The sequence below is a fragment of the Phenylobacterium sp. genome (assembly GCF_020253645.1).
Lineage (GTDB): Bacteria > Pseudomonadota > Alphaproteobacteria > Caulobacterales > Caulobacteraceae > Phenylobacterium.
Genome location: NZ_JADCBG010000110.1, coordinates 49,826 through 68,663 on the forward strand (window position 1 = coordinate 49,826; position 18,838 = coordinate 68,663).

The 18,838-nt window shown below is 71.2% G+C and carries 21 protein-coding genes; 10 read left to right on the forward strand and 11 right to left on the reverse strand.

Features of this window, described 5'->3' with window-relative positions; translation table 11 throughout:
- Positions 1-63 precede the first annotated feature (63 nt).
- Entirely contained in the window at positions 64-1,353 is a 1,290-nt protein-coding gene (locus tag INE98_RS07905; RefSeq protein ID WP_293537989.1) for a DUF1566 domain-containing protein, read from the reverse strand.
- A gap of 218 nt (positions 1,354-1,571) precedes the next feature.
- Here INE98_RS07905 and INE98_RS07910 point away from each other — a divergent pair, with 218 nt between their 5' ends.
- Positions 1,572-1,889: a YbjQ family protein gene (locus tag INE98_RS07910; RefSeq protein ID WP_293514515.1), complete on the forward strand. Its 318-nt coding sequence runs from the start codon at positions 1,572-1,574 to the stop codon at positions 1,887-1,889.
- A 129-nt stretch (positions 1,890-2,018) separates the two neighbouring features.
- Here INE98_RS07910 and INE98_RS07915 read toward each other — a convergent pair whose 3' ends face one another.
- Positions 2,019-2,918 (reverse strand): LysR family transcriptional regulator, encoded by a 900-nt coding sequence (locus INE98_RS07915; RefSeq protein ID WP_293537991.1) that lies wholly within the window; start codon positions 2,916-2,918, stop codon positions 2,019-2,021.
- A gap of 100 nt (positions 2,919-3,018) precedes the next feature.
- Here INE98_RS07915 and INE98_RS07920 point away from each other — a divergent pair, with 100 nt between their 5' ends.
- Positions 3,019-3,879 (forward strand): SDR family NAD(P)-dependent oxidoreductase, encoded by an 861-nt coding sequence (locus INE98_RS07920; protein WP_293537993.1) that lies wholly within the window; start codon positions 3,019-3,021, stop codon positions 3,877-3,879.
- Positions 3,880-3,954: 75 nt separating this feature from the next.
- Here the strand turns inward: INE98_RS07920 and INE98_RS07925 are convergent, their stop codons facing one another.
- Together INE98_RS07925 and INE98_RS07930 are read right to left on the reverse strand one after the other, a co-directional pair.
- The gene (locus tag INE98_RS07925) at positions 3,955-4,797 is read right to left on the reverse strand and encodes an alpha/beta hydrolase (RefSeq protein WP_293537994.1); all 843 of its coding nucleotides are present in this window, start codon (positions 4,795-4,797) and stop codon (positions 3,955-3,957) included.
- A 125-nt stretch (positions 4,798-4,922) separates the two neighbouring features.
- Positions 4,923-5,738, reverse strand: a complete 816-nt coding sequence (locus INE98_RS07930) for an alpha/beta hydrolase (protein ID WP_293537996.1) — start codon at positions 5,736-5,738, stop codon at positions 4,923-4,925.
- 313 nt (positions 5,739-6,051) lie between these two features.
- On the opposite strand from INE98_RS07930, the gene INE98_RS07935 reads away from it, so the two are divergent.
- From INE98_RS07935 to INE98_RS07950, 4 genes are all read left to right on the forward strand, one after another.
- The gene (locus INE98_RS07935; protein ID WP_293537998.1) at positions 6,052-6,612 is read left to right on the forward strand and encodes a TetR/AcrR family transcriptional regulator; all 561 of its coding nucleotides are present in this window, start codon (positions 6,052-6,054) and stop codon (positions 6,610-6,612) included.
- Positions 6,613-6,655: 43 nt separating this feature from the next.
- The gene (locus INE98_RS07940) at positions 6,656-7,795 is read left to right on the forward strand and encodes a DNA cytosine methyltransferase (RefSeq protein ID WP_293537999.1); all 1,140 of its coding nucleotides are present in this window, start codon (positions 6,656-6,658) and stop codon (positions 7,793-7,795) included.
- Between the two features lie 87 nt (positions 7,796-7,882).
- The gene (gene cysK / locus INE98_RS07945; RefSeq protein ID WP_293538000.1) at positions 7,883-8,863 is read left to right on the forward strand and encodes a cysteine synthase A; all 981 of its coding nucleotides are present in this window, start codon (positions 7,883-7,885) and stop codon (positions 8,861-8,863) included.
- Between the two features lie 4 nt (positions 8,864-8,867).
- Complete coding sequence (locus INE98_RS07950; RefSeq protein WP_293538002.1) at positions 8,868-9,299, forward strand: very short patch repair endonuclease; 432 nt, start codon at positions 8,868-8,870, stop codon at positions 9,297-9,299.
- On the opposite strand, the gene INE98_RS07955 is transcribed toward INE98_RS07950, so the two are convergent.
- The 7 genes from INE98_RS07955 to INE98_RS07985 all read right to left on the reverse strand — a co-directional run bounded on the left by INE98_RS07955 (position 9,262) and on the right by INE98_RS07985 (position 15,565).
- Positions 9,262-9,738: an OsmC family protein gene (locus INE98_RS07955; protein ID WP_293538003.1), complete on the reverse strand. Its 477-nt coding sequence runs from the start codon at positions 9,736-9,738 to the stop codon at positions 9,262-9,264. The genes INE98_RS07950 and INE98_RS07955 overlap by 38 nt on opposite strands.
- A 16-nt stretch (positions 9,739-9,754) precedes the next feature.
- Positions 9,755-11,542, reverse strand: coding sequence for an acyl-CoA dehydrogenase C-terminal domain-containing protein (locus INE98_RS07960; protein WP_293538005.1), 1,788 nt, complete (start codon positions 11,540-11,542; stop codon positions 9,755-9,757).
- Positions 11,543-11,582: 40 nt separating this feature from the next.
- On the reverse strand, positions 11,583-12,056 hold the full coding sequence (locus tag INE98_RS07965; protein ID WP_293538007.1) for a MerR family DNA-binding transcriptional regulator: 474 nt from the start codon (positions 12,054-12,056) through the stop codon (positions 11,583-11,585).
- A gap of 62 nt (positions 12,057-12,118) precedes the next feature.
- Positions 12,119-13,639, reverse strand: a complete 1,521-nt coding sequence (locus INE98_RS07970; RefSeq protein ID WP_293538009.1) for a HAMP domain-containing sensor histidine kinase — start codon at positions 13,637-13,639, stop codon at positions 12,119-12,121.
- A gap of 50 nt (positions 13,640-13,689) precedes the next feature.
- Positions 13,690-14,736, reverse strand: coding sequence for a quinone-dependent dihydroorotate dehydrogenase (locus INE98_RS07975; protein ID WP_293538011.1), 1,047 nt, complete (start codon positions 14,734-14,736; stop codon positions 13,690-13,692).
- Complete coding sequence (locus INE98_RS07980; protein WP_293538013.1) at positions 14,733-15,074, reverse strand: DUF952 domain-containing protein; 342 nt, start codon at positions 15,072-15,074, stop codon at positions 14,733-14,735. The genes INE98_RS07975 and INE98_RS07980 overlap by 4 nt, the downstream gene beginning before the upstream one ends.
- Positions 15,071-15,565, reverse strand: coding sequence for a histidine phosphatase family protein (locus INE98_RS07985; RefSeq protein ID WP_293538014.1), 495 nt, complete (start codon positions 15,563-15,565; stop codon positions 15,071-15,073). Before INE98_RS07985 ends, INE98_RS07980 begins: the two co-directional genes overlap by 4 nt.
- Before the next feature lie 107 nt (positions 15,566-15,672).
- On the opposite strand from INE98_RS07985, the gene INE98_RS07990 reads away from it, so the two are divergent.
- The 4 genes from INE98_RS07990 (at position 15,673) to INE98_RS08005 (ending at position 18,807) form a co-directional block, all read left to right on the forward strand.
- On the forward strand, positions 15,673-16,818 hold the full coding sequence (locus INE98_RS07990; protein WP_293538016.1) for a homoserine O-acetyltransferase: 1,146 nt from the start codon (positions 15,673-15,675) through the stop codon (positions 16,816-16,818).
- Between the two features lie 8 nt (positions 16,819-16,826).
- Positions 16,827-17,426 (forward strand): methionine biosynthesis protein MetW, encoded by a 600-nt coding sequence (gene metW / locus INE98_RS07995; protein WP_293538017.1) that lies wholly within the window; start codon positions 16,827-16,829, stop codon positions 17,424-17,426.
- 122 nt (positions 17,427-17,548) lie between these two features.
- Positions 17,549-18,124, forward strand: coding sequence for a hypothetical protein (locus INE98_RS08000; protein ID WP_293538018.1), 576 nt, complete (start codon positions 17,549-17,551; stop codon positions 18,122-18,124).
- Complete coding sequence (locus INE98_RS08005) at positions 18,121-18,807, forward strand: nucleotidyltransferase domain-containing protein (protein WP_293538020.1); 687 nt, start codon at positions 18,121-18,123, stop codon at positions 18,805-18,807. Before INE98_RS08000 ends, INE98_RS08005 begins: the two co-directional genes overlap by 4 nt.
- The last annotated feature ends 31 nt before the right edge of the window (positions 18,808-18,838 follow it).

Genomic DNA, 18,838 nt, shown 5'->3' on the forward strand with positions numbered 1-18,838 from the left:
GGAGATTCAGCGCCTATCGCGGGTGCGGGGTCAAGATGGCGCAGCGTCGCCCGCCCTGCGCTCTCACCCCGCCAGGTCGCGGACGCACAGGACGTGGTTGTGGCCGCGGATGTCGTCGCCCTGGGGGCCGAAGCCTTCGGGAAAGGCGCCGGGGCGGGCCGTCTTCGGGTCGCTGCGCAGGGCGCCGGCGCCGTGCACGTCCATCCACTGGCGCCGGCCCGAGCCTGGGGGCGCCTCCATATAGCCCCGCGCCGGGCCGATCGCCGCATAGACCGCCAGCTCGCCGGTCCGGGAGAAGGCGCGGCCGGGCTCCGTGGCGGGCGGCGGGCCCTCCAGATGGGTGGTGGAGGACCAGAGGTAGGCCTCCCGGTCGCTCAGGACGAACACCGGGTCGAGGGCCGGGATGCGGGAATAATCGACGATGGAGTGGAGTTCCTTGGCGTCTGGAAGGCGCCAGTCCCGGCGCCCGGCGAGGGAGAGGCCGTCGCAGTAGGCCAGGGCCTTGGCCCAGCTGAGGGCGCCCGCGGTCTCGCGCCGCTGCCAGACGAGACCGCTGGCCCGGTCGGTCACCGTCTCGGCGTCGGGATGGAAGTCGTTGCGCCCATAGGCGGGCCCACGGACCAGACGCACGGCCAGCCGGTGGGGCGTCTGCATGCGGTTGGCCGGGTCCATGACCGGATAGCCTTTGATCCGGCCATCGGCGAAGTTGACGCCAAAGACCGTGTCGTCTCCGCCCATGGTGCGGCCGATATAGGGGGTCGCGCTCCACTCCTGGACGTCGATGGGCCTTCGGCCTTGGGCGGCGTCGCCCAGGCCCGAGCCGGCGGCGTAGGCGAAGTCGAAGACCGAGGCGTCGATGTAGGGGCGCGAGGTCCGCGGATCTCCGGTGTAGCCGCCGCGATAGTCGATGAGGGAGAAGAGTTCGCGGAGGGTGGGGACGCGCCAGTCGTCATGACCCCCCAGCCGGCTCGCCCGGGCGAAGCCTTCGAGCTCGGCGTAGGCCATCGGGCGGCTTGGCGCCTTCGCCCAGACCAGGCCGGTCACCTGGTCGACGACCGTGCCGTCGCCATTGTCGCGATAGGCGGGCCTGCGGCCGGGATGCTGGGCGTCCTGTCCGGCGAGGAAGGCCCCCTCCGCCGGGCAGGCGATGACCTCGCCGGTCTCGCCGTAGCAGCGGTCCTGCGCCGTCCCGACGACCGGATAGGAGGCCGGGGCCGGCGGCGGGGGGGCCGCTCCCCCGGGCCAGGCCGACGCCAGAAGGATGAAACCGCCCGCGAGGGCGCCCAGAAGGGGACTGAACCGCTGGCCGGTGATCGGGCGCCTTCGGCGGTGGGCGCGGCCCTGTCCGACCATGAGGTCTCCTCCGTCGCCGCCCCCGGCCCGGAAAGTGATTGAGCCCCTGGAGGCGGGGTCCGGTCAAGGTCTCGCGGGCGCCGGCTGGTCTCGTCGCCGTCAAGATTCGGAGCCTCTGCGTCCAGCCACAGGTCGCCACCGGCGCCCTGAGCGGCTTCATCTTCCCTTTCGTCCCGCCGGGACTATCTGAGTCTGCATCCTGAACCCCGGAGACCCCGATGCTGACCTCGACCACCCCCTATATCGCCGGCCGCGAGATTGCCGAGACCCTCGGCGTGGTGACGGGCGAGGCCATCATCGGGGCCAACATCTTCCGCGACCTCCTGGCCGGGCTCACCGACATCGTCGGCGGCCGCTCCCGCGCTTACGAGTCGGCCATGCGGGACGCCCGGGAGATCGCGCTGAAGGAGATGGGCGAGGAGGCCCGCCGCCGGGGCGGCGACGCCGTGGTGGGCGTGGACCTGGACTATGAGACCTTGGGGTCCGGCAGCATGCTGATGGTCTCGGCCACCGGCACGGCGGTGCGGCTGAGGTAGGCGCTCAGGCCCCGTCGTCGCCGCCCGTCCCGGGGGGCGTGACCTCGACATCCGCAGACTCTCCCTGAGGACAGGAGGCGCCGGGCGCGGTCCCGGTGCGTGGTGCGCAGGGTCCGCGCAGGCGGTTCCCTAGGATGCGGCCAGCTCGCGCACGACGTCGATGAAGGCGCGCAGCTTGCGGGCTTCTGCGGCGCGACGGGGGAAATAGAGGAAGAGGCCGGGCTCCTGGATCGCAGCGTCGGGGAGCAGCTCGACAAGGCGGCCGGCGGACAGGTCGTCTGTCACCAGCGGCTCGTAGATGTACGCCACGCCTATCCCGGCGAGCGCAAGGTCGCGGGCATAGCTCGCGTCCGAGACCCGCACCGTGCCGCTGACCGGCGCCGCCACCTCCCGGGCTCCGTCCCTGAACTCCCAGTCATAGATCGCGCCGGAGGTCAGCAGGCGGAAGCCGATACAGTTGTGATCCCCCAGGTCGGCCAAAGATTCGGGCCCCGGGCGTTCCGCCAGATAGCCCGGTGAGGCGACAAGGATTGCACGGAAGGGTGGGGTCATCCGCACCGCCACCATGTCCCGCGCGATCATCTCTCCGAGCCTTACGCCGGCGTCGAATCCCTGCGCGACGACATCGACCAGGGCGTCGTCGCTGATCACCTCGACCACAAGGCGAGGATGACGCCGCGCCATCTCGGCGAGGATCGCGGTCAGGCCCATGCCGAAGGCGATCCGCGGGACATTGAGGCGCAGAACGCCGGTCACGTCCCGCTGCCAGGCCGCCACCCGCTCGGCTGCGGCGTCGATCTCGTCAAGGGCGCGTTGTGCGGCCTCGATGAACACCTCCCCCGCTTCGGTCAGCGCGACGCTGCGTGTGGTGCGTGCAAACAGTGGCGCGCCGAGATGCATCTCAGCGGTGCGCACCGAATGGCTGACGGCCGAGGCGCCTAGATCGAGTTCGGCGGCGGCGCGGACAAAGCTGCGCGTTCGCGCGACGGCGACCACAATGGGCAGATGCGGCAGCAGGGCGCGATCCATTCCTGAATCCTATCGCATATCCCATCCGATTTCAGGCCCATTGTTTGATCAATGCTCATCACCGATCTCCGGCCCCTGATCTTCGGCCGAGGAGCCCGCCATGTCCGACAGCGACAACCCGACCCGCACCTGGTTCATCACCGGAGCGACATCCGGCTTTGGCCTCGAACTCGCCCGGGCCGTGCTCGAGCGCGGCGAGCGGGCGGTGCTGGCCGGTCGGAGGGTCGACCGGCTCTCCGCGCTTGCGGGCAGACACCGGGGTCGCGTCCTGCCCATCGCGGTTGACCTGACCGACCCCGGGGCGCGGGCGAGCGCCGTCGCGAAGGGGCTCTCCCGGTTTGGCCGGATCGATGTGCTCGCCAACATCGCCGGCCGCGGCTCCCTCGGCGCCGTCGAGGAGTTCGCGCCCGAACAGCTGCGCGAGCAGATGGAGCTGAACTTCTTCGCCGCCGCCGAGCTGGCCCGGGCCGTGCTCCCGGCCATGCGCCGGCAGGGCTGCGGCCATATCCTCAACCTAACCAGTATCGGCGGCCTCGTCTCGATGGGTGGCTTCGGCCCCTACTGCGCGTCCAAGTTCGCCCTGGAGGGCTGGAGCGAGGCGCTTCGCGAGGAAGGGGCGCCCCTCGGCATACGCGTGACCATCGTCGAGCCGGGCGCCTTCCGCACCGAGTTCGCCGGCGAAGCCAACATGCGACCCGCGCATCCGATGGACATCTACCGCCCTATCGTCGCACCCCTTGAGGACTATCTTTACGGCGGTGACGGCAAGCAGATGGGCGATCCCGCCAAGGCTGCGGCCCTTATGATCGCAGTGGTCGACAGCGAGGCTCCGCCGCTCCGCCTGATGATGGGCGCCGACGCCTTCGGAATGTGGGAAAACGCGATCGCCGCCCGCCAGGCCGATATCTCCAGCTGGCGCGAGCGCGGCCTCGCGACGGCGTTCGACGAGGCCGGGGAATAGGGTCGGGCAAGGGCCGGCGCCCCCGGCCTGCGGAGGGCCCAGGCCCCGGGCGGGGGGTGCGGGTGAGGTCGCGGTTCAGGTCTTCGGGCGGGGGAGGCTCCTGGCGAAGTCCAGGAAGGCGGCGTCGAAGGCCTCCGGCGTCTCCAGGAAGGCCGCGTGCCCGGCGTCGAACAGGGCGATCCGGGCGCCCGGGGTCCGGCGGGCGAGGCCCCTGACCAGGAACCAGGGCAGGATCCGGTCCCTCAGGCCCCAGGCGAAGAGAATGGGGATCCGCAGACCCCGCAGCACGGGCCGGATGTCTGCCTCGGGCTCGGCGAAGCTGCGCCAGGCTTCGGCGAGGACCGGGGCGGCTTTCTCGCAGCCGGCGACGATCTCTTCCCGGCGCCAGGCCGCCTCGGGGCGCGGCAGAACCTGCTGGTAGTATCGCCTGAACCACGCCGGGAAGCCGGCGTCCCCTGAAGCCGCCTTTTCGAACCGTCGGGCCATGTGACGGCAGAACATCCTGATGAAGAGGTTCGGCGGGATCAGTCCGCCCGTATTGCACAGGACGAGACCGCGGACCCGGTCGGCATGGTTCGCAGTGCAGAGGATGGCGGCCGCGCCGCCGATGGAGTTTCCGAGGAAGATCACGTCCCTCAGATCCAGGGCTTCAAGGACGCCGCCTGCAAGCGCGGCGTAGCGCTCTGCGCTCGCTGGCGCGGCTTCCCTCGGGCTCTCGCCCTGGCCCGGCCAGTCCAGGGCGATGAAGGTGAAGTCTCCGCCCAGTCTCTGGGCCAGGCGGTCGAAGTCCCGGGCGCCGTGTCCTGTCGCGTGGAGGCAGACGACCGGCGGTCCGCTGCCGCAGCGAGTTAGGCTGAGGTCTACGCCAAGGATGGAGACTGAGCCCCGTGAGACCGTGGATTCAAAGCTTTCCGACATGAAACGTCATCCTCTGCTGCGCATTCGGTCAACGGTTAACTGGGGTCGGGTCCCTACCAACCGCCGCCCGGGCTCGCCAGTCACGACCTCAGGGGCGGTCTGCGGCTGCAAGGGTCGGTCGAGGATCAGTATCCGCCCTCGCTCCAGGCCCTGATGGCGTTCGCCGTTTCCTCCGCGTACTCCAGGTGAGGAAAGTGCCCCGCCTGAGGAAGCTTCAGGGTCGAAAAAAGGCGTTGACCCTGGCATCGGGCGGTCGTCGCCGAAGCCATCTCCCGTCCGGCGGTCGGGTCCGCTTCGCCTACGACGAACATCAAAGGCATTGCCGACGCACACAGTGCCTCCGTCCACCGAGAATCATTCCTGCGGCGTTCCTCGACGGTCGGAAGTGTCTTGTGCATGAGCCTGGCGTCGGAGGGGTAGTTCAGTAGCCGCCACACTTCCGAGAGATCACCGGCTGGGATTCGTTTCTCGGGGCCTGAAATCTGGGTCAGGCCGGCGACAAGTGCGGCCTCCGACGCCTGCTGGTTCACGATTCCTCCCAACGGGCTCAGGAGCGCTCTTTGGGTGCTGGTGGGACTGAATTGGTCCGCAAAAAGCGAGCCGTTGATCAGTACAACAGAATGAATGCCGAAGCGCAGGCTCCGCGCACGATCGCGCGAAAGCAGTTCCTGGACAACGGCGTTACCGATATCGGACCCGATGAGTCGGACCTGGTTCACCCCCAGGTACGCCACCAATTCGGCGACCAGATCGGCCTGTCGGCTGATGGTGTAGCTGGCGTCCTTGGGCTTTGCGGAGAAGCCGAAGCCCAGAAGGTCGGGGGCCACGAGCCGCGACTCACGCGTGAGGGGGCCAAGCAGCCTCCGGAAGTCCCAGGATGACGTCGGATAACCATGGATGGCGAGCGTCACAGGCCCCTCGCCCTGATCGACGTAGAACACCTCCTGGCCCTCAAATGAAAAGGACTTACCCAAACTCTTCCATTGTGTGGCGGAGGGGCTGCCTTGCGAGGGCGACGGTGCAGGCGCTTGGGCTTCGACCCCGGGGGTCGCCTCTGTCTGACCTCGGGCTTCCCGAGCGCTTACGAAGGCCATGCCGAGGGCTGCAATCACCCCCACGGTCCCGGCGAAGGCGGAGGGTCTCCCGGTGGTTCGACGCATCGAAGACACTCCTGAGGGACAAGAGCCGATCCAAGTTGTGATGCAGTTATCACTTTGGATTTGACGCCGTCAATCGAGTGCGCCACGATGAAGGATGTCTGCTGCCAACGCGCCTAGGCGCCGTCCGGAAGTCACTCGCGCCGCCCTCCTCGAAGCGGCTTGGCTTGAGTTTGAGAGTCCCGGCTACGACGCCACCAACACCAACCGGATCGCAGCGCGCGCCGGGTTTACGCCGCAGACCTTCTACCGCCACTTCCGGGACAAGCCGGCCATCTTCCTCGGGGTCTACCTGCGCTGGGCCGAATCCGAGCTCGACCTACTGGCGGGGGTGCAGGATCCCACAGAGGCTGCGAAGATGCTGATCGCCAGCCACCGCGCGTCGCTGAACTTCCGCCGCGCCCTGAGGGTCCTGTCCCTGACGGACCCGGCCATGCGCGCCGCCCGGGCGGAGAGCCGGCGTCTCCAGATCGCCCGGCTTGCCGAGCGGCTTCCGAACAACTCCGACCGCAGCCTCGATCGCCTCGCCGCCGAGCTTCTGACCCTGGAGCGTCTCGCCGACGCAAGCGCCGAGGGCGAGTTCGAAGACCTGGGGATTTCCGAAGAAGTCGCCACGGCCCGTCTGGCTGGCACGATCCTCCGGATCATCCAATCCTGACCGACCCGTCGCCACCGTCCCGCCGGGCGCCTATGCTGGGCTGATGAGTCGGGTTCAGGCGAGATCGGGGTTCCTGGAGTTTTTCGCGGGCGGCGGCATGGCGCGGCTGGGGCTTGGGCCGGGATGGTCCTGCCTGTTCGCCAATGACTTCGACCCGGTGAAGGGGGCCGCCTACCGCGCCAACTTCCCCGACGCCAAGGAGCACTTTTCCGACGCCGATGTCTGGAGCCTGACGGCGGCGGACCTGCCGGGGCCGGCGGCCCTGGCCTGGGCTTCCTCGCCCTGCCAGGACTTCAGCCTGGCCGGGGGGCGGGCGGGGCTGTCGGGGGGGCGTTCCTCGGCCTTCTTCGGTTTCTGGCGGCTGATGGAGGCCCTGGACGAGGCCGGGTGCGCCCCGCCCCTGATCGTAGTGGAGAATGTGGTGGGCCTGCTGACCTCCCGGGGCGGGGCGGACTTCGCGGCCCTCTGCGCGGCCCTGGCCGGGCGCGGATATCGGGTCGGGGCCATAGAGGCCGACGCCGCCTGCTTCACGCCCCAGTCGCGGCCGCGTCTCTTCGTCGTCGCATTCCGAGGCCAGGCGCCGGCGGCCCTTTCCACTGGCGGGCCCCTGGTCACCCCGGCTGTGGCCCGGGCCCGGGACCGGCTGGACGGCGCGGCGCGGGCGGCCTGGACCGACTGGTCGCCCCGGGCGCCGGCCGGGTGCAACATGCGGCTGGCGGACCTGCTGGAGCCGGACGATGCGGTCGCCTGGAATCCGCCGGACCTGACCCGCCGCCTGCTCGCCATGATGTCGCCGGTGCAGGCGGCCCGGCTGGCCGCCCTAAGGGCGACCGGTGGCCGTCATGTCGGCGCCTTCTTCCGTCGCACCCGGCGCGAGGCCGGGCAAAGCGTCCAGAGGGCCGAGGCCCGGTTCGACGGCCTGGCGGGATGCCTGCGCACCCCGAGGGGCGGGTCTTCCCGCCAGTCGGTCATCGTCGTCGAGGACGGCGCCGTGCGCACCCGCCTGCTGACGCCCCGCGAAGCCGCCCGGCTGATGGGCCTGCCCGAGGCCTACGCCCTGCCGAAGGGCGTCTCTGCGGCCCTGCACGTGGCCGGCGACGGGGTCTGCGTCCCGGCGGTGCGCTGGCTGGCCGACGCCCTCCTGGAGCCCCTGCTGGACGTCCTGCCGCCCGGCCGGGTTTAGAAATCCTGCTCGCCCTGCGCGAAAACCCGCCTTCCCAAAGCTGCGCGGGCGCCTAAGGTCGTCCGCTCATGTCCCGGAGACTTCGCCATGGCTGAATCCGCCTACGACGCCGCCCGCTACCGCCGCGCCGGCCGCGGGAAGGTCTATGAGTCCATCGTCGATACCATCGGCGACACCCCCCTCGTGGCCCTGCCCAACCTGACCCGGGCGCTGAAGCCCAAGGGGCGGGTGCTGGCCAAGCTGGAGTTCTTCAACCCCATCGCCTCGGTGAAGGACCGGATCGGGGTCTCGATGATCGAGAGCCTGGAGGCCCAGGGGCTGCTGAAGCCCGGCGCCACCCTGGTGGAGCCCACCAGCGGCAACACCGGCATCGCCCTCGCCTTCGTGGCCGCCGCCAAGGGCTACAAGCTCATCCTCTGCATGCCGGAGAGCATGTCCATCGAGCGCCGCAAGATGCTGGTCCTGCTGGGCGCCCAGCTGGAGCTGACCCCGGCCGAGCGCGGCATGGCCGGCGCCGTGGCCCGGGCCAAGGAGCTGGTCGAGGCGACCCCGGGCGCGGTGATGCCCCAGCAGTTCGACACCCCCGCCAACCCCCTGATCCACCGGGTCTCCACCGCAGAGGAGATCTGGAACGACACGGACGGGGCGGTGGACGCGGTGGTCTCCGGCGTCGGTACGGGCGGCACCATCACCGGCGTGGGCCAGGTGCTGAAGGCCCGCAAGCCCGGCCTGAAGATGGTGGCGGTGGAGCCGGCGGCCTCGCCGGTCCTGTCCGGCGGCGCCCCGGCCCCGCACAAGATCCAGGGCATTGGCGCGGGCTTCGTGCCCTCCATCCTGGACCGGGGCGTCATCGACGAGATCGTCCAGGTCTCCAACGAGGACAGCTTCGCCATGGCCCGGCGCGTGGCGCGGGAAGAGGGGATCCCGGTGGGCATCTCCTCCGGCGCGGCCCTGACGGCGGCCTTCAACCTGGCCGAGCGGGACGACTACGCCGGCAAGACGATCGTCGCCATCATCCCCTCCTTTGCCGAACGCTATCTTTCCACGGCCCTGTTCGACGGCCTCTGAGGCTGTGTCCGACGTCTTCGACCCGCCGGTCCGCTCTGCGGTCATGCGGCGGGTCAAGGGGCGCGACACCGGGCCCGAGATGAAGGTGCGCCGCCTCCTGACCCGGCTGGGGGCGCGCTACCGCCTGCACCGGGCCGACCTGCCGGGCCGCCCCGACATCGTCCTGCCCGGGCGGCGGCTGGCCATCCTTGTCCACGGCTGCTTCTGGCACGGCCATGACTGCCCGCGGGGAGGCCGGGTCCCGCAGGCGCGGCGGGACTACTGGACGGCCAAGGTCGCCGGCAACCGGGCGCGGGACGCGCGCAACTTCTCCGCCCTCGCTGGAGACGGCTGGCGGGTCGAGACGGTCTGGGAATGCGAGCTCAAGGCCCGGGCCCTGCCGGCCCTGGAGGCGAGGCTCACGGCGCTCCTGGCGGAGACGGCGCCTCGACCCTGACCTGGCACCGGACGGAATTGGCGATGAAGCAGGCGGCGTGGCTGGCCTCGTGCAGGGCCTCCAGAGCGTCGTCGTCGGGTGCGGCGCCGACCCAGGCGATGTCCGGCCGCAGGACCACCTCGACCAGGCCCTTGCGGCCCGGGGCGACCTCGCCCATGCGGCCGCGGGCGGCGTCGACATAGCGGTCGATGACGAAGCCGGCCCGCCGCGCCACGTCCAGGAAGGTGAGCATATGACAGCTGGAGAGGGCCGCCACCAGCATCTCCTCGGGATCGATCCCGGCGGGATCGGCCCAGCGGCCCACCACGGAGGGGGCGGCGGAGGCGAGGATTTCCGCGCCGCCGTCGAAGGCGATCCGGTGGGCGCGGCTGTAGCGGCCCTTCGGGAAGTCGGCGTCCGCGGCCAGGGTCCAGCTGACGAAGGCGTCGTGGTCGGCCATGGCGGGCCTCCTGTCCTCAGAAGGCCTCGGCCGGCAGGGCCATGACCGTCTCGGCGCCGGACTTCAGCCGCGCCAGGTGGACACCGGCCTCCGGCAGGACCCGGGCCAGGAAGAAGCGGCCGACGGCCAGCTTGGAGGTCCAGAAGGGATCGGTGTCGCCGGCGGCGATCCTGGCCTGGGCGGCCAGGGCCATCCGGGCCCACATCCAGGCCAGGGCGGTGAGGCCCACAAGGTGCAGGAAGTCATGGGAGCCGGCGGCGGCGTTGTCGGGATTGGACAGGCCGTTCTGCATGAGCCAGCCCACGCCGTCCTGGAGCTGGGCGCGGGCGCCGTCCAGGCCGTCGAGGAAGGGATCGGTGGCGGCGTCGCCCCGGGCGCCGGCGGAGAAGGCCTCCAGCTCGGCCAGCCAGGTCAGCATGGCGCGGCCGCCATTGGCCGGCAGCTTGCGGCCGACCAGGTCCAGGGCCTGAACCCCGTTGGTCCCCTCGTAGATCAGGGCGATGCGGACATCGCGCATGTACTGGCTGGCGGGGAAGTGCTCGGTGAAGCCCGAGCCGCCATGCACCTGCAGGGCGTCGGAGCAGACCTTCAGGCCCCGGTCGGTGAGGTAGGCCTTGACCACCGGGGTCATCAGGGCGGCGTAGTCCGAGGCCTTCTGGCGAACCGCCTCGTCGGGGTGGCCGTGGGCCAGGTCGCCCTGAAGGGCGGACCAGAAGAGGAAGGCGCGGCCGCCCTCGACAAGGGCCTTGCCCTCCATCAGCTGGCGGCGGACGTCGGGGTGGACGATGATCGGGTCGGCGGGGCCGGCGGGGTTCTGAGGCCCGGTCAGGGCCCGGCCCTGGAGCCGGTCGCGGGCGAAGTCGGTCGCCGCCTGGAGGGCCGCCTCGGCCTGGGCGATCCCCTGCAGGCCGACGCCGATCCGCGCCTCGTTCATCATCACGAACATGAGGGCGAGGCCGCGGTTCTCCTCGCCCACCAGCCAGCCCACCGCCTCCTCGTGCCGCATGACGCAGGTGGCCGAGCCGTGGATGCCCATCTTTTCCTCGAGGCCGTCGCACCAGACGCTGTTGCGCGCCCCGGGCTTGCCGTCGGCGTCCGGGATGAACTTGGGCACGATGAAGAGGGAGATGCCGCGCACGCCCTCGGGCGCGCCCTCGATCCGGGCGAGGACCAGGTGGACGATGTTGTCCGCCATGTCGTGCTCGCCGCCGGAAATCCAGATCTTGGTCCCGGAGATGCGGTAGGACCCGTCGGCCTGGGGGACGGCGCGGGTGCGCAGGAGTCCCAGGTCCGTGCCGCAGTGCGGCTCGGTCAGGTTCATGGTTCCGCACCATTCGCCCGAGGCCATCTTCGGCAGGTAGAGGGTCTTCTGGGCGTCGGAGCCGCCGTTCAGGATGGCCGAATAGGCCCCGTGGGTCAGGCCCGGATACATGGCGAAGGCCATGTTCGCCGAGGAGCTCATCTCGGAGAAGGACAGGTTGATGACGTGCGGCAGGCCCTGCCCGCCGAAGGCCGGGTCGGCGCCGATGGCCGGCCATCCGCCCTCGACCATCTGGCGGTAGGCGGCGGCGAAGCCCGTCGGAGTCCGCACGGAGTGATCCTGAGACCAGGCGCAGCCTTCCTTGTCACCGACCGGGTTGAGGGGCGCCAGCACCTCCGAGGTGAAACGTCCCGCCTCCTGGAGAATCTGGGCGACGACTTCCGGCCCGGCCTCCGAGAAGCCGGGCAGGTCGGAATAGGCGCCGATGTCGAGGACGTCATTCAGCAGGAAGGCGTGCTCGCGCACGGGCGGCCGGTAGGGCATAGGCGGATCTCCGGGTCTCGGGCGTGTCGATTTTGGGGGATCAGCCGGCCCGGCGCAATTCGCCGGGGCGGGCGCGGCGGGGACGGATGGCCTCCACCGGCTGTTCCAGAAGCTCGGGCCGGGTGCTGCGCAGGTGGTCCTCAAGGCGGGCGCAGGCCTCCTGGAGGACGTCCACGGCCATGTCGATGTCGCGACGCTGGGCCTCCAGGGCGCGGATTCTCTCGCGGAACTTCGCGAGGGAGATGGCGTTCTGCGTCGCTCCGCCGTCGCCGAGCTCGTAAAGGTCGAGGATCTCGCCGATCTCGGACAGGGCCAGGCCCACGCGCTTGCCGCGGAGGATGAGCTGGAGGCGCGCGCGGTCCTTGTAGGAATACACGCGGTTCATGCCGTCGCGCTCGGGGGAGAGGAGCCCCTTGTCCTCATAGAAGCGAAGGGCGCGGGGCGTGCAGCCGAACTCCTGGCAGAGCTGGCGGATGGTGAAGGATCGGGCGGGGCGGCGCAGTTCCGTGGGCATGTGAAGACACTCCCTTTCAGAGACAATGGCTGACGCGGAGGTAAGTAGAGCTTACGTGCGCGTCAAGTGCCCGACGGCGATTCCGGGCGCAACCTGCGCGGCGCCCTGGCGCCCGGCGCGGGCAGCTGGATCTCGAAGACGGCGCCGGCCGGCCCCGAGCCGGCGAGGATGAGTTCCCCGCCGTGCCCCTGGACGAGCTCCCGGGCGATGGCCAGGCCAAGGCCCGCGCCGTCGGCCCGGCCGGAGCCGGCGAAGGGCTGGAAGAGGCGTTCCCGGGCGCGCTCGGAGAGGCCGGGGCCATTGTCCGCCACGGTGATCACGTCCGTCTCGCCGTCGCGCCGCCAGCTGGCCCGGACCACGCCGGACCGAGACGGGACGGTGGCCTCTATCGCCTCGCGGGCGTTGCGCATGAGGTTCACCAGGATGCGGTGCAGCTGGTCCGGGTCGGCCAGAACCTGGACCCCGGGTTCGACCTCGCAGACGAACCGGACGCGTCGGTGATCGCTCTCCGGCCCGTCCGAGAGCCGGCCTTCCTCCGCGGCGGCCAGCAGGGCCTCGGCAAGCTCCACCGACGCCAGGGCGGGCGGGGCCTCCTGGGTCTTGCCATAGGCGAGCACCTCGGTGGCGAGCCGGACCGCGCGGTCCAGCGCCCGCTCCAGTCGGGGCAGGGCCTGGGCGACGCGGGGGTCTGGCACGGAGGCGAGACGCTCGGAGGCCATCTGGGCGCTGGTCAGCATGTTGCGCAGGTCGTGATTGATCTTGGCCACCGCCTCGCCCAGGGCCGCCAGCCTCGCGCGGGAGGCCAGGGCGGTCCGCAGGTCGGCCTGCATCCGGTCGAGCTCGATCTCGGCCCTGCCGATCTCATCCCGCCGGCCGGAGGGGACCAGGTGGGCGGTGGGATCGTCCGGATCGGCCCGGAACCGCTCCATCGCCCGCGTGATCCGCTGCATGGGCCGGACGAGGAAGAAGTTCAGGGACAGGAAGACCAGGGCCCCGGCCAGACCCGCCACGAACAGGGTGGTGAAGACCAGCTGCCAGAGATAGGCCTTGAGCTCGCCCTTCAGGGGCGCGTGGGGGGCCACCACCTCGATGAACTCGGCCTCCTCGCGGAAGCGCGGCTCGGCGATCACCCGGACCGCGCGGTCGTCGCCCGCGCTCAGAGTCTGGAACGGCGCCAGGAGCCAGGAACTGACCGCCTGCTCCCGCAGGTCGACCAGATAGGGCGCCTCGTCCCGGCGCGGTCCCTGCAGGACCAGTCGCCGGAGGCCCCGGGACTGGATGGCGACGGTCTCGACGCCGGCGCCGGCCAGAAGCTGGGCGGAAAGCTTCTCGGACACCACCCGGTCGGGCGCCACCTCCGTGGCCAGGGAGGCCAGCTCTGCGGCGCGGACGCGGTCGAGAAGCCAGTTGCGCTCGAAGGCCGCAAGGGACGGGGGCAGGATGAACACCCCCGCCAGGGCGATGAAGAGGGTGGTGAGCACGAGCAGGCGCGCAGACAGGCCGCCCGGCCAGAAGAGCCTGCGGCCGGTTCTACCCCATCCGGCCTTACCGGCGGCGGGTTCTGGCGCCTGCACCTCGGCCATGGCTCTTCCAGTAGGGGAAAGCCGCCCGCCCGGCAACGCGCAGGGCCGGATCAGCGGGCGCCGACCGCCTCGGCGAGGGTTCGGAATCCGTCGGCGCGCAACCTGGAGGCGAGTTCCCTGCCGATGCGCACGGCGAGGCCCGGCCCTTCATAGACCAGGGCCGAGTAAAGCTGGACGGCCGAGGCGCCCGCCCGGATCCGGGCATAGGCGTCAGCCCCCGAGGCGATTCCGCCCGCGCCGATCAGGGGCAGGCGACCGGCGGAAGCGGCGCTGAACCGGCCCAGGACCGACTGGGCGAGGTCGCGCAGGGGCGCACCCGACAGGCCCCCCGTCTCACCGGCCTGGGGCGAGCGCAGGTCCGGGCGGCTGATCGTGGTGTTGGCGACGATGATCCCGGAGATCCCGAAGGCCAGCACGGTCTCGACGACAGCCTCGATCTCGGCGTCGTCCAGGTCGGGGGCGACCTTCAGGAAAAGGGGAACGGCGCCGGCGGCCGGCAGGGTGTCGCGGGCCTCGGCCGCCCTGCCCAGAAGCTCCTCGAGGGCCGCGCGGGTCTGCAGGGCGCGCAGGCCGGGCGTATTGGGCGAGGAGATGTTGAGCGTGAACCAGTCGGCCAGGCCCCACAGGCGCTTCAGCCCCGTGACATAGTCGCCCATGCGGTCGGCCGAGTCCTTGTTGGCCCCGATATTGGCGCCGACCGGACCGGGGCGTCCCGGTCGGGAGAGGCGGGCGGCGAAGGCGTCGAGCCCCTCATTGTTGAAGCCCATGCGGTTGATGACAGCCCGGTCCTCCGTCAGGCGGAACAGTCGCGGCCTCGGGTTCCCGGCCTGGGGCAGGGGGGTGACCGTACCGCACTCCACGAAGCCGAAGCCCGCCGCCAGCATGGGGCCGAAGACTTCCGCGTTCTTGTCGAAGCCGGCGGCGAGACCCACGGCGCTCTGCAGGGAGAGCCCTGCGACAGTGGTGGCCAGAATGGGATCCGGCCGGGGTGCGCGGGGCCCGAGCCCGAGGGCCAGGGCGCGGATGGTGAGGCGGTGGGCGTCTTCGGGGTCGAGGGTGCGAAGCGCAGAAGCGGCCAGGTCGTGAAGACCGCTCATGACGAAAGCTCCAGCACGGGAACCCCGTCCCCGCCCAGGGGGGCGGACATCACCCGGCGCACGACCGCGGCGCGCAGGTCGCCGTAGAGGTGCGGAAAGAGGTCGCCGCCCCGGGAGGGTTCCCAGCGGAGGTCCTCGCCGAGGTCGTCGCCCTCCACCTCGAGGACCACCAGGTCCGGCTGGCCCTTGAAGTGACGGGCGGCGGTCTCACCCGCCTGGGCGGCCGTGGAGAAATGGATGAACCCGTCCGCCAGATCCACCTCCGAGCCGGTGAACCGCCCGGCCGAGAGGGCGGACTCCCACGCCGACCTGGGCAGGATCTTGTAGATCAGGGTCATCCAAGCGGATCCGGCTGGAAGAAGCCGTCGAAGGCCGGGCGGCCCTGGGCGTCGAAGGCGAAGGCGACAGCCGCTGACGTCGGAAAGCCGGCCCGGATCCTCGTCAGGGTGGAGGCGGGGCCGGCCGCCCCCGCCATCAGGGTCTCGGCGTACTCCTGCAGGCCCGGATTGTGCCCGATGAGGAGAACGACCCCCGGGCCGCCCGCCTCCCGGACGATGCGCTGCATCTCGGACTCCTCGGCCAGGTAGAGCCGATCCTCGAAGCGGACCTCGCAGCCGGGCAGGAGGCCGCTCATGGCGGCCCAGGTTTCGCGCGTGCGGACGGCGGCGGAGACCAGGGCGAGGTCCGGGATCAGGCCGACGTCGACGAGGGCCGAGGCGACGGCGGCGCTGGCCTCGCGGCCCCTGGCGGTGAGCCTGCGCCCGAAGTCGCCCCCCGTCTCCGAGCCCGCCTCGGCCTCCCCGTGCCGGAGGAGAATCAGCCTGTCCATGCCCGCTCCAAATCCCTTGCGGCCTGTTCATAGCCGCACCGTCGCCCCGTGCGAAGCGGTTGACAGCGAAACGGACAGACGGTCCAAGCGGGCCGATGAAGGCTCTCTTGTCGGCACATGACGGAATCGAGTCCGGCGGCGGCGTCTGGCGGTTCTCCGCCGACCAGCCGCTCCGGCTGGATTCGGGCGCGGCCCTGTCGCCCCTCGAGGTGGCCTACCGCACCTATGGCCGGCTCAACGCCGACCGCTCCAACGCGGTCCTGGTGATGCACGCCCTGACCGGCGACCAGTACCTGGCCTCGACGCACCCGGTGACGGGCAAGCCGGGCTGGTGGACCCGGATGGTCGGACGCGGCCTGCCCCTCGACCCCGACCGGTTTTTCATCATCTGCGCCAATGTCCTGGGCGGCTGCATGGGCACGACGGGCCCCGGCTCCAGCGATCCTGCGACCGGTGCGCCCTGGGGCCTGTCCTTCCCGGTCATCACCATCGCCGACATGGTCCGGGCCCAGGCCATGCTGGTGGAGGCCCTGGGGATCGAGACCCTGTTCGCCGTGGTGGGCGCCTCCATGGGCGGCATGCAGGCCCTGCAGTGGGCGGCGGACTATCCCGAGCGAATCTTCTCGGCGGTCTGCATCGCCGGCGCGGCCCGGCACTCGGCCCAGAACATCGCCTTCCACGAGGTGGGCCGGGCGGCGATCATGGCCGACCCCGACTGGCGCGGCGGGGCGTACGAGGCGGCGGGTGTGCGGCCGGAGAAGGGTCTGGCCGTGGCGCGCATGGCCGCCCACATCACCTACCTGTCCGAGGCGGCCCTGCAGCGGAAGTTCGGCCGCGAGCTGCAGCGCGACGGCCTGTCCTGGGGCTTCGAGACCGACTTCCAGGTGGAGAGCTACCTGCGTCATCAGGGGGCCAGCTTCGTCGACCGGTTCGACGCCAACTCCTATCTCTACATCACCCGGGCCCTGGACTATTTCGACCTCGCCGCGGCCTATGACGGCCAGCTGGCGGGGGCCTTCGCCCGGGCGCGGGACGTCAGGTTCTGCGTCCTGTCCTTCTCGTCGGACTGGCTCTACTCCACCGCCGAGAGCCGGCACGTGGTGCGGGCCCTCAACGCCGCCGGTTGCCGGGCCAGCTTCGTCGAGATCGAGACCGACAAGGGCCATGACGCCATCTTCCTGGATGAACCCGCCCTGGACTCGGCCCTGCGCGGCTTCCTGGCCTCCGCCGCCGAGAAGCGGGGCCTGTCGTGAGCGGCGGGATGCGCGAGGACTTCCGCGAGATCCTGCGCCTGACCCCCGCCGGCGCGCGGGTGCTGGACGTCGGCTGCGGCGAGGGCGACCTTCTGGACCTCCTGACCCGGGAGCGGGGGGTCGACGGCCAGGGTCTGGAGATTTCCGCCGACGGCGTATCGGCCTGCCTGGCCAGGGGCCTGGCCGTGGTTCAGGGCGACGCCGACCGCGATCTCGACAGTTTTCCCACCCGGGCCTTCGACATGGCCATCCTGTCCAAGACCCTTCAGCAGATGCGCGACCCCCGGCACGTGGTGTCGGAACTGCTGCGCATCGCCGACCGGGCGGTCGTCAGCTTTCCCAACTTTGGCCACTGGCGGGTGCGCTGGGCCCTGCTGGCCCGCGGCCGTATGCCCGAGACCCGCGCCCTGCCCAACCCCTGGTGGTCGACGCCGAACATCCACCTGTGCACCCTGCATGACTTCCTGGCCCTCACCGATGACCTGGGGCTGAGGATCGAGTCCTGCGCCGCCCTGTCCGGCGGCCGTCCCGCCCGGCCCATTGATCCGCGCTCGATGCTGGAGAACTGGCGCGCCGAGGCGGCTCTGTTCGTCCTGCGGCGGGGTTAGGGCGCCTGGCCCGCTGCGGCGGCCCGGCCGGCGGGCGCGACGTCCGGCCGGGATGCGCTGGGCCTTGATCTGGCCTAGAGTCTCCCTGACCCGGGTCGGTCCGGGGCTGGGAGGAACCCGTCATGTCCGCCGTTTCCCGGATTGCAGCCGCCTGCCTGGCTGTCGCCGCCTTCATCGCCGCGGGCCCTCCGGCCAGCGCGCTTCCGTCAGGTGACGCCGGAAGCCAGGTCCCGGGCTATCCGGACGTGATCGCCGAGTACATCCAGGTCCCCGGCGGCAAGGCCCCCGGCACGCCCGCCGCCCTCAGGACCGGAAAGGACCGGGTCGATACCGACGCCAGCGGCCTGATCGGGGCCATCGCCGCCGTGCCCGTCTATGTGGTGCGCCAGGGCTTCATCCAGGGGGTGTCCGGCAACCCCTTCCCGGGGGTGAAGGACTATGCCGAGGTCAACAAGACCGGGACCTCGCAGACGCCGGAGGCGAAAACCATCAGCCCCCTCGACCCCGCCATCAGTGCGGCGATCTGCTTCCACACTGATTTCGTGGGCGCCGATGATTCCCGGGCGGGACAGGGGCGGCCCGGCGAGCCCGGCGTCTCCGCCGTCTCGGGGACCCTCGTGGACTGGGTCCTGAAGCGGGCGAGGGGCCTCGCAGACACGCCGTCGTCGGCCAGCCTCGGGGTGAGGGCGCGGTATTGAGCGGAGCGCCGCGGCGGGCCATCGACAGGGCGGAGGCTGCGCTCGCGCGTGTGGACGCCCTGGGCCGGGGCCACGTCAGCGCCGCCATCCTGGTGGGGTCGGCTGTGCTCGGCGACTGGCGCGAGGACCGGAGCGACATCGACCTGCTTCTGGTGTCGGACTCGCCGCTCGCGCCGGCGATCCGGGGACTCTGGCGGCGGGCCGCCCGGGCGGACGTGATCATCGCCGAGACTGGCCGCCCCGCCTGGGGCGACCTTGGACTCGCCGTCGCGCTGAAGACCGCCGCCCAGACCGGCCATGTGCTGCGCGGCGCGGCCCCGCCTGCGCCGGACGACGGGGAACTCGCCACCCTGCTCGAGGCCAATCTCGGGGCGTACTGGAAACCCTGGCTGGATAGGGCGAGGGGCCGCGGGCTTGGCGGGCCGACCGCCGCCATGTTTACGCCCTTCGGCGCCGTCTGGGTCCTGGGCGGGATCGGGCGCTTCCGCTCGACGCTTGCCGACGGTCGCATCATTTCCAAGCGCGAGGCCCTCAACAGGGCCCTCGCCCGCCTTCCGGAACACCGGGCGGTACTGGACGAGGCCGTCCGGCTCCGGGACGGAGCGGCCCCCCGGATGGGGCGCCTCGAACGCCGACGGCGGGCCCTGGCCTGTGCAGACGCCCTCCTCGCCCGGCGCTGGTGACGGGGACCCGGCCGGCGGCTAGTTTACCCAC